Genomic DNA, 14,080 nt, shown 5'->3' on the forward strand with positions numbered 1-14,080 from the left:
TTGTCGGATATTGCGGTAGCCGGGCCCGCCGCGCTTGGCTGAGGCCGCACTGGACTAGGCTCGGAGTGAACTGATGCAACAAATCGCGCGTCCGGACCGCTCGCGGAGCCTCGCCTGGAACACCGAGGATGTGCGGCCTGCCGAGCAGTTCGCCTATTACCGCGAGGCGATCTGTCAGGTGTTCATGAAGCTGACGCCCGAGCCGACCGACAAGTCCAGCTTTCCGGCACGAGTCGAACGGATCGGGCTCGGCACCGGCGCCATCAATCGGGTCACCTTTCCCGGTCACCTCGTGCTCCGCTCGGCCAGCGATATTGCCGCCTCGAGCAGCAGCTGCTTCTACCTCAATCTCAAGCTTGCCGGCCGCTGCCGTATCGAACAGGACGGTCGGAGCGTCGACCTGTCGCCGGGCCAGGTCGGCATCTTCGACAGTGAACGGCTGTTTGCGCTGCGTCACAGCCAGGGGCCGTCGCTTCAAGTCGCGTCGTTCTGGGTGCCGGCGCAGCTGCTTCGCGATCGCCTGCCGCCGTCGTTCGAGTTCAGGGCGGCCCGGGTGTCCGACGATCCGCTGGTCGGTCATCTGATCGTCGAGACGGCCCATGCGCTGAATTCGGCGGCGCCCCACACGTCGGACGAGGAGAACGCGCGGCTGTTCGGTGTGCTGCTCGATCTGGTGGCGTTGAGCCTGTCGCGCGACGGCAGGCGCGGCGCGGAGCCGATGAGCCTCGTGGAGGCGACCTGGATTGCGCTGCGCCGCGCCGTTCATCGCCGGCTGCGCGAGCCCGGCCTGACCGCGGCCGCGGCCGCAATGTCGGTCTCCATCAGCGAGCGCTACGTGCACAAGCTGTTCGAGCGGGCGGGAACCACCTTCGCCTGCTACGTGATGGACCACCGACTAGAGGGCGTGGCGCGAGAGCTCAGGGATCCCGGGATGATGGGGCGTGCGATCGGCGAGATCGCGTTCGACTGGGGCTTTGCCGACCTCTCGCATTTCGCGCGGCGATTCAAGCAGCGCTTCGGCTGCACGCCGCGTGACTGGCGCCGCGGCTGATCCACGGACCCGGAACGGGTCACACGCCGATGGCGTTGCGTGCGATCACGTCACGATAGAACGACGCGCTGAGCTTCGGCACGCGGGCCTGGGTCTCGAAATCCACGCGGTAGAGGCCGAAGCGTTTCTCGTAGCCGAAGATCCATTCGAAATTGTCCATCAGGCTCCACAGGAAATAGCCGTGGACCGGGACGCCTTCGGCGGTGGCGCGCTGGAGCTGGGCAAGATAGTTGCGCAGGTACATGATGCGGTCGAGATCGTAGATCTGCCCGTCGGGCTGCACCTTGTCCTCGCCCGATGTGCCGTTCTCGCTGATATAGATGCTCTTGATGTTCCAGATCTTCGCCGCGATCCGCGGCGCCCAGTAGATCACCTCCGGGGCGATCCGCAGCCATTCCGAGCTCATATGCGGGAACGAGCCGGGCATCGGCAGCGGCTTCCAGCCCGGCTTCTGGTCGCTCGCGACGATGTAGGTTTGCGGGGCGTAGATGTTCAGCCCGACGAAGTCGTTGGGCTGCGAGATGATCTTCAGCTCCTCGGCGGTGAATTTGGGCGCATCCGCGCCGGCATAGGCGAGGAAGCCGTCGGTATATTTGCCCTCGAGCAAGACGCCGAGGAAGCCGGAGTTGAACTCGCGCGTCGCGACCTCGGTGGCGTGGATGTTCTCCGGCGTGTTGATCGCAGGTACGCAAGTGGTGATGTTCTCGGCCGGGCCGACCCGCGTGCCGGCGCGCCCGTTGGCGCGGATGGCCTGGACTGCAAGGCCGTGCGCGAGCGCCACGTGATGGCGCGCCTGGTTCACCTCCGCCGGCGGCAGCGTCAGGCCGGGTGCGTCGATGCCCAGCGCGTAGCCGAACGGGAGGAAACGTCCGACCTCGTTCATCGTGAAGATGTTCTTCACGCGGTCCGTCAGCCGCGCCGCGACATAAGCGGCGTAATCGGCGAACGCCTTCGACGTGTCGCTGGATCGCCAGCCGCCGACGCGATCCTGCAACGCCTGCGGCAGGTCCCAGTGATAGAGCGTGGCGTAGGGCTCGATACCATTCACCAGCAGCTCGTCGAGCAGACGGTCGTAGAAGTCGAGGCCCTTCGGGTTCGGCGCGCCGGTGCCATCCGGAAACAGCCGTGGCCAGGCGATCGAAAACCGATATGCCTTGGCGCCGAGATCCTTGATGAGACCGACATCCTCCTTGTAGCGGTGATAGTGATCGTTGGCGCGGTCACCGTTGCTGCCGTCCTCGATCTTGCCCGGCGTGTGGCTGAAAGTGTCCCAGATCGAGCGGCCTCGGCCGTCCTCGTTGACGGCGCCCTCGATCTGGTACGACGAGGTCGCAGTGCCCCAGAGGAAGCCGGTGGGAAAGCTTGCGCCGTCCGGCCGTGGCGCGCTTTCCGCCGCTGCGGCAGGAGCCGACAGCCCGAGCGCCGACAGGCCTGCAAGCCCGGCAAACTGGCGGCGCGAAAACTTATCGGACATTGCTGGCTCCCGCGCAGGCCATGTCGATCTGGCAGGCGGAGATGCGGGTCGATCTCGATCTTGTCGTCATTCGGTCATCAACTGGGTCAGGCGAGAAAGGCGGAAGGCCTTCCAAATTAGCCTCTGATCCGGGCGTCGAGCAACAGCGGATGAAGACCGAAAGCGCGCGGTTGCCGGTTTCGTCGCGCGGCGTTCTCGCCTAGATTGGCCACCGCGTCATTCGATCCCGAAATGACATCGAAATCCCCTGGAAGCCTCGTTTGAGCCCAGCGCAATGATCCAGCCTGCAAGCCATGCCCGACGGGCGCCGCTGCGTTGCCTTGCCGCGATTGCGGCATTGTTGCTGTCCATGACTGCCGGCGCGCGGGCCGAGCAGGCGTTCTCCTTCGACGCAACACCCGGAAGGCTGCCGAAGACGGTGATCCCGGTGAACTACGCGATCGAGCTGAGGCCGGATCTTGCGAACCTCACTCTGCCCGGCGTCGAGACCGTCGACATCGAGGTAAAAGAGCCGACCACGCGGGTCACGGTGAACGCGGTCAACACGACGTTCGGCGACGTCATCGTCGGTGACGGAGTCCAGCGCGCCGATGTCACGACCGACGCTGCCGCGCAGACGGCGACATTCACCTTCGCCCAGCCGCTTGCGGCGGGCCGGCACAGGCTTCGCATCGCCTTCACCGCCGAGATCAACAGGTTCGGCACCGGCCTGTTCGTGGTCGACTATCCGACCAAGGCTGGAACCAAGCGGCTGATCTCGAGCAAGCTCGAACCTGCCGATGCGCGGCGGATCTTCCCATGCTGGGACGAGCCCGCGTTCAAGGCGACCTATGCGTTGTCAGTCATGATCCCGCGCAACCTCATGGCGGTTGGCAACATGCCGGTCGCCCATGAAGAGCCGGTCGCCGACAATCTCAAGATCGTCTCCTTTGCGCCGACGCCGAAGATGTCGAGCTATCTCTTCGTGCTGACCGTAGGCGAACTCGAACGCGTTACGGCGGATTCCGGTGGCGTGACGGTCGGCGTGGTGACGACGGAGGGCAAGAGTGGGCAGGGGCGGTTTGCGCTCGACAGCGCGGTGAAGCTGCTCGCCTATTACAACGACTATTTCGGCGTGAAGTATCCGCTGCCCAAGCTCGACCTGATCGCGGTCCCCGGCGGGTTCGGCGGCGCGATGGAGAACTGGGGCGGCATCACCTTCTTCGAGAGCCGGCTGCTGTTCGACTCCGCGACCAATGCCGAGTCGGCACAGCGCGGCATCTTCGGCATTCTCGCGCACGAAATGGCGCATATGTGGTTCGGCGATCTCGTCACCATGGCCTGGTGGGACAATCTCTGGCTCAACGAGGGCTTCGCCACCTGGATGTCGACCAAGGCATCCGAGCATTTCCATCCGGAGTGGCGGAACTGGCTGAACGGTTACGGCGCGAAGCAGTTTGCCATGACGCTCGATGCCCGCCGCACCTCGCATCCCATCCAGCAGCCGGTCGCCGATCACAGCGAGGCCGCCATCGCGTTCGACGCCATCACCTACAACAAGGGCCAGGCGCTGATCCGCATGCTGGAGAACTATCTCGGCGAGCAGGCATTCCGTGACGGCATCCGCAAATACATGGCGGATCACGCCTACAGCAACAGCACCACCGCCGATCTCTGGCAGGCGCTGGAGGGCGCCGCAGGCAAGACGATCACGGGTGTAGCTGCCTCGTTCACCGAGCAGGACGGCGTTCCGCTCATCGTGGCCGAGACCGTTTGCGACGGCGCTGCACAGCGCCTGACGCTGCGACAGGACCGGTTCGTGATTGCGCCGCTGGGCGCGGTCGACGCGGCGCCGCTGCCGGCACGCAATTGGCAGATTCCGGTGGCCGCGGGGCCGGTGGGTGGCAAGCCCTTTGGAGAGATCCTGCTGAACGGCAGGGCCGAGGTTCCGGCCGGGGCTTGCGGCGATGCGATCAAGGTCAATCTCGGCGACATCGGCTATTACAGGGTCGAGTATGGCCTCAAGAACCGCGCGGCGCTGCTGAGCGCCTTCGCGCAAATGGCGGTCGATGACCGCCTCAACATCGTCACCGACAGTTGGGCGCTGGTGCAGGCCGGCCGCGCCGACCCGCCGTCCCATCTTGCGCTGCTCGATGCCATCGATCCGGGTGATCAACGTGCGGTGTGGGACCAGGTGATCTCGTCATTCGCCACGCTCGACCGGCTCGCGCGTGGTCGCGACGAAAGGCCCGTGATCCGGGCCTATTCGCGCGCCAGGCTGCGCCCGGTGTTCGACCGGCTCGGCTGGGGCAATAGCGGTTCTGCCGACGACGACGCGACGCTGCTGCGTGCAAGCCTGATCTCGACGTTGGGCGATCTCGGCGACGAGGGCGTTATCGCCGAGGCGAAACGGCGATTTGCGGCGTTCCTCGAGGACCCGAACTCGCTTCCCAACGCGTTGCGCGACAGTGTCACCCATCTCGTCGGCATCACGGCCGACCGGGCGACCTATGACAGGCTGCTGGCGCTCGCGCGGGGCAGCACGGCCACCAACGAGCGGCTCCGTTACTATTATGCCGCCGCCGGCGCCCGCGACCCCGAACTGGCGCGCGCGACCCTGGCGCTGATGCTGTCCAACGAGTTGCCGGGGACCATCGTCTCCGGGATGATCGGCACGGTCGCGTCGCGCGGCGAGCAGCCGCAGCTCGCCTGGGATTTCATCCAGGCCAATTTCGACGCGCTGCTGGCGAAGCAGGGGCCGAACTTCCGCGACCAGTTCGTACCCGGCTTCATGACCAACTTCACCGACGCGGGCCATGCCGCCGAGCTAGCTGCCTTTACCCCGCCGCAATCGACCAGCGGCGGGCGGCTGATGGTGGCGCGAGCGCTGGAGACGATCGCGATCTCGGCCGGCCTGCAGGCGCGCGTGCTGCCGGTGATCGACGCCTGGATCAGGGCGCATAAGCCCTGACCGTGCGAGGGACTCCCCGGCGGCGCGCGATGCCGCTATGCTCCGTGGGCAATGTGCAGTCAATCGTGCGAGGCCGACATGGTCAAAGGTTCCGATTTGCTGGTGGCGGCCCTCGAGAATGAAGGCGTGGAGCGGGTGTTCGGCGTTCCCGGCGAGGAGAACCTCGACGTCGTCGAGAGCCTGCGCAAATCCTCGATCAAGCTGATCGTCACCCGTCATGAGCAGCCCGCCGCGTTCATGGCCGCGACCTATGGCCGGCTCACCGGAAAGCCCGGCGTGTGCATGACCACGCTCGGTCCCGGGGCGTTGAACCTCACGACCGGCGCCGCCTATGCGCTGCTCGGCGCGATGCCGATGGTCATGATAACAGGGCAGAAGGGCATCCTGAGCAGCCGGCAGGCCAAGTTCCAGATCGTCGATATCGTCTCGACCTTCCGTCCACTGACCAAGCAGTCGCTGCAGATCGTCGGCGCCGCCACCATCCCGACGCTGGTCCGCGATGCGTTCCGGATCGCGATGCAGGAGCGGCCCGGCCCGGTGCTGCTCGAACTGCCGGAGGACATCGCCGGCGAGGACGTGGAGCCGGTGGCGATGGTGCCGCCGCATCCGATCGAGATCCCGGTGGCGCATGCCGCGGCGCTCGACCGTGCCGCCGAGATGATCCTGAAGGCGCAGCGTCCACTGATCATGCTCGGCGCCGCGGCGTCGCGTCCGCGCAGCACGGCGGGGATCGGCGACTTCGTCCGCCGCACGCGGATCCCGTTCTTCACCACCCAGATGGGCAAGGGCACGGTATCCGGCGGGACCAATCTCTACATGGGCACCGCCGCGCTCAGCGAGCGCGACTATGTGCATGAGGCGATCGACCGCGCCGACCTGATCATCGCGATCGGTCATGACACGATCGAGAAGCCGCCCTTCATCATGGGCCCGAAGGGGCCGCAGGTGATCCATGTCAGCTACACGGCGGCGAATGTCGAGCAGGTCTACTTCCCGCAATGCGAGGTGATCGGCGATGTCGGCCCGAGCCTGGAGCTGCTGGCTGATCGCGTCGAGGGACGGCTGCCGCATGCCAGCGCGCTGTTCAGCCTGCGCGAAAGCATCCTGGCCAAGATCACCGATCGTGCCACCGAAGCACGCTGGCCACCGACGCCGCAGCGCATCGTGCATGACGTGCGGCAGGTGATCCCCGAGGACGGCGTCGTCGCACTCGACAACGGCATGTACAAGATCTGGTTCGCGCGCAACTACCGCACCCTGCTGGCGAACTCGCTGTTGCTCGACAATGCGCTCGCGACCATGGGCGCCGGCCTGCCGTCGGCGATGATGGCGGCGATGCTCTATCCGAAGAACCGGGTGCTCGCGATCTGCGGCGACGGCGGCTTCATGATGAACTCGCAGGAGCTGGAGACCGCCGTCCGCCTCAAGCTCAATCTCGTGATCCTGATTCTCGAGGATTCCGCCTACGGCATGATTCGCTGGAAGCAGGCGGTCGATGACTTCCCGGATTTCGGCCTCACCTTCGGCAATCCGGATTTCGTCAGGTATGCCGAAAGTTACGGTGCCAGGGGCTCGCGGATCGAAAGCACGGAGGCGATCGTCCCGACGCTGGAACGCGCCTTCGCCGGCGGCGGCGTGCATCTCGTCGTGATTCCGATCGACTATTCCGAGAACAAGCGCGTGCTGGTCGACGAGCTCCGCGAGAAGCTGACGCAGATCGACGTGTCGTAGCGAAGGGCTGCAGGCGATGAGGAACGAAATGCCGTCGGCTTGATTGGAAGCAAGCCATCCCGATAGCAGGCCGAGGTGTCACGCATTGTGCTGACGGTCGGCGATACCAGGCGAATCCTTCTTGAAATATAAGTGAGGTCACGTGTCTGCACCACATCCTGCCGCCGGCAAGCCCGTCGATCCCGCCTCGCTCACCAACGTGCCGCGCCTCGTGACGGCCTATTTCGCCGGCAAGCCCGACGCCGGCGATCCTGCACAGCGCGTTGCCTTCGGCACTTCGGGCCATCGCGGCTCGTCGCTGAAGAACTCCTTCAACGAGGACCACATCCTCGCGACCACGCAGGCGATCTGCGATTACCGGCGCGAGAAGGGGCTGACCGGGCCGCTGTTCATCGGCATCGACACCCATGCGCTGGCCGAGCCGGCGCTGGCGAGCGCGGTTGAGGTGTTCGCCGCCAACGGCGTCGAGATCATGATCGATGCGCAGGCCGGCTACACGCCGACGCCTGTCATTTCGCATGCGATCCTGAGCTACAACAAGGGCCGCAGCACCGGCCTTGCCGACGGCGTCGTCATCACGCCGTCGCACAATCCACCCGAGGACGGCGGCTACAAGTACAACCCGCCGCATGGCGGCCCGGCCGATACCGACGTCACCGCCGTGGTCGAGAAGAACGCCAACCGCTACATCGAAGCCGGTCTCAAGGGCGTCGTGCGGATACCGTATGAGCGGGCGCGGAAAGCGGCGACCACGCATCTGCACGATTTCATCACGCCCTTTGTCGCCGACCTCGGCAACACGGTCGATCTCGCATTGATCAAGTCCGCCGGTGTCAAGATCGGCATCGATCCGCTCGGCGGTGCCGCGGTGCATTACTGGCATCCGATCATCGCGCGCTACGGGATCAACGCCACCGTCGTCAACGAGGCGGTCGATCCGACATTCCGCTTCATGACCGCGGATTGGGACGGCAAGATCCGGATGGATTGCTCGTCGCCTTACGCGATGGCGAGCCTGATCCGGATGCGCGACCGGTTCGACGTCGCCTTCGCAAACGACACCGATGCCGACCGCCACGGCATCGTCACCCGCTCGAACGGGCTGATGAACCCGAACCATTTCCTCGCCACGGCGATCGCCTATCTGTTCGCGCACCGGCCGCAATGGAGCAAGGACGCCGCGATCGGCAAGACGATCGTGTCGAGCTCGATCATCGATCGTGTCGCCAGGAAGCTCGGCCGCAAGCTGGTCGAGACGCCGGTCGGCTTCAAATGGTTCGTCGAGGGGCTCGGCAGCGGCGGCTTCGGCTTCGCCGGCGAGGAGAGTGCAGGCGCGTCCTTCCTCAAGCGCGACGGCTCGGTGTGGACCACCGACAAGGACGGCATCATCCTCGGACTGCTGGCGGCAGAGATCATCGCAAAGACCGGCCGCGATCCGAGCGAGCTGTTCAACGAGCTGACGGCCGAGCTCGGCGTGCCCTATTACGAGCGCATCGATGTCGCGGCGACGCCGAAGCAAAAGAGCGCGCTGAAGGCGCTCGGACCAGATCGGCTCAACATGACCGATCTCGCCGGCGATCCCGTCCGTGCGGTGAGAACCAAGGCGCCGGGCAATGACCAGCCGTTCGGGGGCATCAAGGTCGAGAGCGAATCCGGCTGGTTCGCCGCGCGTCCGTCCGGCACGGAAGATGTCTACAAGATCTACGCCGAGAGCTTCCGCGGGCCGGGTCATCTGAAGCAGATCCAGAGCGACGCCCAGGCCGCGATCGCCAAGGTGTTTTGAGACCGGGCCGGGGCTGAAATCATGCGGGTGCTGTTGACCGGCTCGTCCGGCTGGCTCGGCCGTTTCCTCGCGCCGCGACTGATGCAGGCCGGCCATGGCGTGGTCGGTCTCGATGTGGTCCCGGGCGCGGCGACCGATATCGTCGGGTCGGTTGCCGAGCGATCCGTCGTGGATCGGGCCTTCGCCGACCATCGCATCGAGGCCGTGGTCCATGCCGCTGCCCTGCACAAGCCCGACATCGGGAGGTTCCCGCCGCAGGCCTTTGTCGACGTCAACGTGACAGGCACGCTCAATCTCCTGCAGGCGGCTGCAACCGCAGGCCATGATCGTTTCGTCTTCACCTCGACGACGTCGCTGATGATCTCGCAGGTGATCCGCGACGGCGAAGGCTCCGCCGCCGTATGGCTCGACGAGACCACCGGCCCGCTCGAGCCACGCAACATCTACGGTGTGACCAAGCTTGCCGCCGAGGGATTGTGCCGGCTGTTCAGCCGCGAGCATGGGCTGAACTGCGCGGTGCTGCGCACCAGCCGCTTCTTCCCCGAAGAGGACGACACGATCCGCGGCATCCATGGCGAGAACCTGAAGGCGACCGAGCTGCTGTACAGAAGGCTCACGGTCGAGGACGCCGCCCGGGCCCATGTGATGGCGCTGGAGAACGCCAGCGGTTTCGAGACCTTCGTCATCAGCGCCCCGACGCCCTTCGCGCACGGCGACGTCGTGGCGCTGAAATCCGACGCCACAGCCGTGATCGCGCGCTATTTCCCGGACGCGCCGGCGCTGTTTGCGCGACGCGGCTGGCAGCTGCCGGGCTCGATCGGCCGCATCTACGATCCCGGCAAGGCCGAACGCCTGCTCGGTTTCCGTGCGATAACCGACTTTGCAGCGGTGCTGCGCGCCTTGCGCGAGGCTGCGCCGCTTCCCTTCGCGCACGATCCCGACTATGTCTCGCCGTCCACGAGGCTCGCAAATGGCTGATTTCCACGGCGTCTTCCCGTATCTCGTTTCCCCGGTCGATCCCGCCGGCCATGTCCGCACCGAGGTGCTGGGACGGCTCTGCGACGATTTGATCAAGGCCGGCGTGCACGGGCTGACACCGCTGGGGTCGACCGGCGAATTCGCCTATCTCAACAACGCGCAGCGGGCGCAGGTGGTGCAGACCACGATCGAGGCCGCGCAGGGGCGCGTGCCTGTGGTCGCCGGTGTTGCCTCGACCTCGACGGCGGACGCCGTGGCGCAGGCCAGGGCCTATCAGAAGCGCGGTGCCGACGGCATCCTGGCGATTCTCGAGGCGTATTTCCCGCTCAGTGACGTCCAGGTCGAGGCCTATTTCCGCGCTATCGCCGATGCCGTCGACATTCCCGTCGTGATCTACACCAATCCGAATTTCCAGCGCTCCGATCTCACGCTCGATGTCGTCGCGCGTCTCGCCGCCCATCCGCGCATCGGCTACATCAAGGATGCCTCGACCAATACCGGGCGGCTGCTCTCGATCATGAACCGCTGCGGCGACGGCCTGAAGGTGTTTTCGGCCTCGGCCCATATTCCTGCGGCCGTGATGCTGATCGGCGGCCATGGCTGGATGGCCGGTCCGGCCTGCATCATCCCGAGGCAAAGCGTCGAGCTCTACAATCTCTGCCGCCGCACCCGCTGGGACGAGGCGATGGCGCTCCAGCGCAAGCTCTGGCGCATCAACGAGGCCTTCGCCCGCTTCAACCTCGCCGCCTGCATCAAGGCCGGGCTTTCGATCCAGGGCTATGACGTCGGCGACCCGGTGCCGCCGCAGGCACCGCTCACGATCGAGCAGCGCAAGCTGGTCGAGGCCGCGCTGCGTGACCTGGGTTGAGCCTTTATCGCAGACTTGAGCGGAGACGGGGGCGCGCCGGCGTGTTCTACACCGCCCTCAGGCCCTCCTGCGGAATTTCGCGGATCAGCCGTTGCAGGTCGCTCTGCTCGAGCGTTTCCTTCTCCAACAACTCCTTCGCGGCCCGGTCGAGGATCGTGCGGCGCGCGCTCAGGATGGTTTGAGCGCGTTGGAACGCGCGGTCGACGATCGCACGCACCTCGTGGTCGACGACCGCCGCCGTTTCGTCCGCATAGTCGCGTTCGCGCATGGGGTAGGGACGGTCGGCGCCGGCAAGGAAATTGCCGGGGTCGCGGTCATAGGCGACGCTGCCGAGCTTTTCCGACATGCCGTAGCGGCTGACCATGCTGCGTGCGATGTCGGTGACGCGGCGCAGGTCGTCGGCGGCGCCGGTGGAGAGATGATTGAACACGATCAGCTCGGCGGCGCGACCGCCGAGCAGCACGGTCATCTTGTTCTCGAGTTCCTCCTTCGTCATCAGGAAGCGGTCCTCGATCGGGCGCTGAATGGTGTAGCCGAGCGCGCCGACACCGCGTGGGATGATCGAGACCTTGTGCACGGGATCGACGCCGGGTAGCGACAGTGCGACCAGCGCGTGACCCATCTCGTGATTGGCGACGATCTCGCGCTCCTTGGGATTGAGCAGCCGATTGCGCTTCTCGAGCCCCGCTACCATGCGCAGGACCGCGTTGTTGAAATCGTGCATGCTGACCGCCGCTGCCTTGCGTCGGGTGGCGAGCAACGCCGCCTCGTTGACGAGATTGGCGAGATCGGCGCCGGTGAACCCTGGCGTCAGCGCGGCGACAGCTTCCGGATCGACGTCGGGCGCAAGCCGAACCTTCTTCATGTGCACGTCCAGGATCGCGATGCGCCCCTTCTTGTCGGGTCGGTCGACCAGCACCTGGCGGTCGAAGCGGCCGGCGCGCAGCAGTGCGGGGTCCAGGATTTCCGGCCGATTGGTCGCGGCCAGAATGACGAGGCCGGTGCGCGAGTCGAAGCCGTCGAGCTCGACCAGAAGCTGGTTCAACGTCTGCTCCTTCTCGTCGTGCCCGCCCGCAAACGGGCCGATACCGCGAGCCCGGCCGAGCGCGTCGAGTTCGTCGATGAAGATGATTGCGGGTGCCTTCTGGTGCGCCTGCTGGAACAGATCACGCACGCGCGCGGCACCGACGCCTACGAACATCTCGACGAACTCGGAGCCCGAGATCGAGAAGAACGGCACCTTCGCTTCGCCGGCCACCGCCTTCGCCAGCAGGGTCTTGCCCGTGCCGGGTGGGCCGACCAGCAGAACCCCCTTCGGCATGCGTCCGCCGAGGCGGCCGTAGTCGGTCGGGTTCTTCAGGAAATCGACGACTTCGTGCAGTTCGTCCTTGGCTTCGTCGACACCGGCGACATCGGCAAAGGTCACGCCGGTATTGGCCTGGACATAGATCTTGGCCTTGCTCTTGCCGATCGCCATCAACCCGCCGCCGAGGCCGCCGCCCCCGGCCGTGCGCCTGCCGATGTACCACCAGACGCCGAAGAACAGCAGCATCGGCATCGTCCACGACAAGAGGTCGCGAAAGAAAGTGTTTTCGATCTGCCCAGTGAAGCGGACGTGGTACTTCTCGAGCTCCTGCGCCACCTGCGGATCGACCCGCGTGGTGACGAACCGCTTTTGTCCGCTCGACAACGGTTCCTTCAGCGTGCCTTGCAACGTACGATCGGAAATGCCGACACTGTCGACCTTGCCCTGTTGCAAAAGCTGCTGATATTCGCTGTAGGGGATCACCGCGATCCTGTTCGCGGTCGCGACCGCGTACTGGATCAGGAAAACCACGACGATTGCAGCGACGGCGTAGCCGATGTTGAAACGGGTCTGCTTCGTCATGTCCGCGCTCCCGCCAGCACGCATGGCAGCCATCGGGCCTTGAAGGCGGTCCGGCGCTGCAATGCATCAGGGAACAACTAGCAGCGGATGGGTTGGTTTCAAGAAAGTCCCGCGTGGCAGATCGGCTAACCGGACGCAAGTCATTGGAGCACGCGCCGTGGCCGTTCCCCAGAAACCTTCGCGCACGGGCGGCGTTTGTTGCGCGGAGCTCATCGATGAAACGCCGCGCGACCCTCCTCCTTGCCATCGCCGCAGCCGTCCTGCTGGCCTATGCCGGCGGCAATCTGCTTCAGGCTCCCTGGATGAGCTCGAGCGCCCGCGCCGTCGCCACCCGCGGGGCGCTTCTGGACGCTGAGAAGGCCAATATTGAAATTTTCGAGAAGGTCTCGCCGTCGGTTGTGCAGGTCGTAGCACAATCCAGCGCCAATCCGTTCAGCGAGGAGCAGGAGGGCGGCGTCGCGTCCGGCACTGGCATAGTCTGGGACGGTGACGGCCACGTCGTCACCAACAACCACGTGGTGGAGAAGGCAAGCCGGCTCGCGGTGCGCTTTGCCTCCGGTGAGGTGGTGCGCGCGGAGATTGTCGGTACGGCGCCAAACTACGATCTTGCTGTGCTGCGGGTACAAAGCGCGCACGCATTGCCGCCGCCGGTCGCGGTCGGCAGCTCCGCGGACCTCAAGGTCGGCCAGTTCGCGTTCGCGATCGGCAATCCGTTCGGGCTCGATCAATCCATGTCCAGCGGCATCATCAGCGCACTCAAGCGAAAGCTGCCGACAAGCAGTGGGCGCGAGATCGCCAACGTGATCCAGACCGATACCGCGATCAATCCGGGCAACTCGGGTGGCCCGCTGCTCGATTCAGCCGGCCGCCTGATTGGCGTGACGAGCGCAATCCTCTCGCCCTCGGGGTCGAATGCCGGTATCGGCTTTGCCATCCCCGTCGATATCGTCAACCGCGTGGTCCCGGGACTGATTCGCGACGGCCGCGTGCCGACGCCGGGCGTCGGCGTCGTGACCGCAAACGAGGCGGTTGCCACGCGTCTGGGCGCCGAAGGATTGATCGTCGTGCGCACCACACCGGGGTCGCCGGCTGAACGCGCCGGAATCCACGGCGTCGATTTCTCCACCGGTCATCTTGGCGACGTGATCACTGCGGTCGACGGCAAGCCGGTTCACCGGCTCTCCGACCTTACCGATGAGGTCGAGCAGGTCGGGGTCGGCAAGACGGTGCGCCTGAGCGTCAAGCGCGACGGGTCGACGCGTGATGTCGAGGTCGCCGTCGTCGATATTGGTCGCACGCAATAATACTCTCGTCGGCAGCCCGGACGGTCACGAATCCGTGCTCGTCGCGCAATGCG

Annotated in this window: 10 protein-coding genes; 8 read left to right on the top strand and 2 right to left on the bottom strand. The window is 65.6% G+C overall.

Features of this window, described 5'->3' with window-relative positions:
• Positions 1 to 73 precede the first annotated feature (73 nt).
• The gene (locus tag JQ586_RS06950; protein ID WP_212393769.1) at positions 74 to 1,051 is read left to right on the top strand and encodes a helix-turn-helix domain-containing protein; all 978 of its coding nucleotides are present in this window, start codon (positions 74 to 76) and stop codon (positions 1,049 to 1,051) included.
• Between the two features lie 19 nt (positions 1,052 to 1,070).
• Here the strand turns inward: JQ586_RS06950 and JQ586_RS06955 are convergent, their stop codons facing one another.
• A complete protein-coding gene (locus tag JQ586_RS06955; RefSeq protein ID WP_212393770.1) occupies positions 1,071 to 2,525 on the bottom strand; it encodes a GH1 family beta-glucosidase in 1,455 nt (484 codons plus the stop codon).
• A 20-nt stretch (positions 2,526 to 2,545) separates the two neighbouring features.
• On the opposite strand from JQ586_RS06955, the gene JQ586_RS06960 reads away from it, so the two are divergent.
• The 6 genes from JQ586_RS06960 to JQ586_RS06985 all read left to right on the top strand — a co-directional run bounded on the left by JQ586_RS06960 (position 2,546) and on the right by JQ586_RS06985 (position 10,835).
• Positions 2,546 to 2,728 (top strand): hypothetical protein, encoded by a 183-nt coding sequence (locus JQ586_RS06960; protein WP_212393771.1) that lies wholly within the window; start codon positions 2,546 to 2,548, stop codon positions 2,726 to 2,728.
• A gap of 71 nt (positions 2,729 to 2,799) precedes the next feature.
• Positions 2,800 to 5,475, top strand: coding sequence for a M1 family metallopeptidase (locus JQ586_RS06965; RefSeq protein WP_212393772.1), 2,676 nt, complete (start codon positions 2,800 to 2,802; stop codon positions 5,473 to 5,475).
• A gap of 78 nt (positions 5,476 to 5,553) precedes the next feature.
• Positions 5,554 to 7,206: an acetolactate synthase large subunit gene (locus JQ586_RS06970; protein ID WP_212393773.1), complete on the top strand. Its 1,653-nt coding sequence runs from the start codon at positions 5,554 to 5,556 to the stop codon at positions 7,204 to 7,206.
• Positions 7,207 to 7,348: 142 nt separating this feature from the next.
• On the top strand, positions 7,349 to 8,989 hold the full coding sequence (gene pgm, locus JQ586_RS06975; RefSeq protein WP_212393774.1) for a phosphoglucomutase (alpha-D-glucose-1,6-bisphosphate-dependent): 1,641 nt from the start codon (positions 7,349 to 7,351) through the stop codon (positions 8,987 to 8,989).
• A gap of 21 nt (positions 8,990 to 9,010) precedes the next feature.
• Positions 9,011 to 9,967: an NAD(P)-dependent oxidoreductase gene (locus JQ586_RS06980; RefSeq protein ID WP_212393775.1), complete on the top strand. Its 957-nt coding sequence runs from the start codon at positions 9,011 to 9,013 to the stop codon at positions 9,965 to 9,967.
• Positions 9,960 to 10,835: a dihydrodipicolinate synthase family protein gene (locus JQ586_RS06985; RefSeq protein ID WP_212393776.1), complete on the top strand. Its 876-nt coding sequence runs from the start codon at positions 9,960 to 9,962 to the stop codon at positions 10,833 to 10,835. The genes JQ586_RS06980 and JQ586_RS06985 overlap by 8 nt, the downstream gene beginning before the upstream one ends.
• Before the next feature lie 46 nt (positions 10,836 to 10,881).
• Here JQ586_RS06985 and ftsH read toward each other — a convergent pair whose 3' ends face one another.
• Positions 10,882 to 12,723: an ATP-dependent zinc metalloprotease FtsH gene (ftsH, locus tag JQ586_RS06990; protein ID WP_212393777.1), complete on the bottom strand. Its 1,842-nt coding sequence runs from the start codon at positions 12,721 to 12,723 to the stop codon at positions 10,882 to 10,884.
• A 215-nt stretch (positions 12,724 to 12,938) separates the two neighbouring features.
• Here ftsH and JQ586_RS06995 point away from each other — a divergent pair, with 215 nt between their 5' ends.
• Positions 12,939 to 14,027: a S1C family serine protease gene (locus JQ586_RS06995; protein WP_212393778.1), complete on the top strand. Its 1,089-nt coding sequence runs from the start codon at positions 12,939 to 12,941 to the stop codon at positions 14,025 to 14,027.
• The last annotated feature ends 53 nt before the right edge of the window (positions 14,028 to 14,080 follow it).

Source organism: Bradyrhizobium jicamae (genome assembly GCF_018130215.1).
Taxonomy (GTDB): Bacteria; Pseudomonadota; Alphaproteobacteria; order Rhizobiales; family Xanthobacteraceae; genus Bradyrhizobium; species Bradyrhizobium jicamae_A.

Bases quoted from the DNA above. Each gene is read 5' to 3' on its own strand.
- JQ586_RS06950 (WP_212393769.1), top strand. From the start codon at position 74: ATGCAACAAATCGCGCGTCCGGACCGCTCGCGGAGCCTCGCCTGGAAC.
- JQ586_RS06955 (WP_212393770.1), bottom strand. From the start codon at position 2,525: ATGTCCGATAAGTTTTCGCGCCGCCAGTTTGCCGGGCTTGCAGGCCTG.
- JQ586_RS06960 (WP_212393771.1), top strand. From the start codon at position 2,546: ATGTCGATCTGGCAGGCGGAGATGCGGGTCGATCTCGATCTTGTCGTC.
- JQ586_RS06965 (WP_212393772.1), top strand. From the start codon at position 2,800: ATGATCCAGCCTGCAAGCCATGCCCGACGGGCGCCGCTGCGTTGCCTT.
- JQ586_RS06970 (WP_212393773.1), top strand. From the start codon at position 5,554: ATGGTCAAAGGTTCCGATTTGCTGGTGGCGGCCCTCGAGAATGAAGGC.
- JQ586_RS06980 (WP_212393775.1), top strand. From the start codon at position 9,011: ATGCGGGTGCTGTTGACCGGCTCGTCCGGCTGGCTCGGCCGTTTCCTC.
- JQ586_RS06985 (WP_212393776.1), top strand. From the start codon at position 9,960: ATGGCTGATTTCCACGGCGTCTTCCCGTATCTCGTTTCCCCGGTCGAT.
- ftsH (WP_212393777.1), bottom strand. From the start codon at position 12,723: ATGACGAAGCAGACCCGTTTCAACATCGGCTACGCCGTCGCTGCAATC.
- JQ586_RS06995 (WP_212393778.1), top strand. From the start codon at position 12,939: ATGAAACGCCGCGCGACCCTCCTCCTTGCCATCGCCGCAGCCGTCCTG.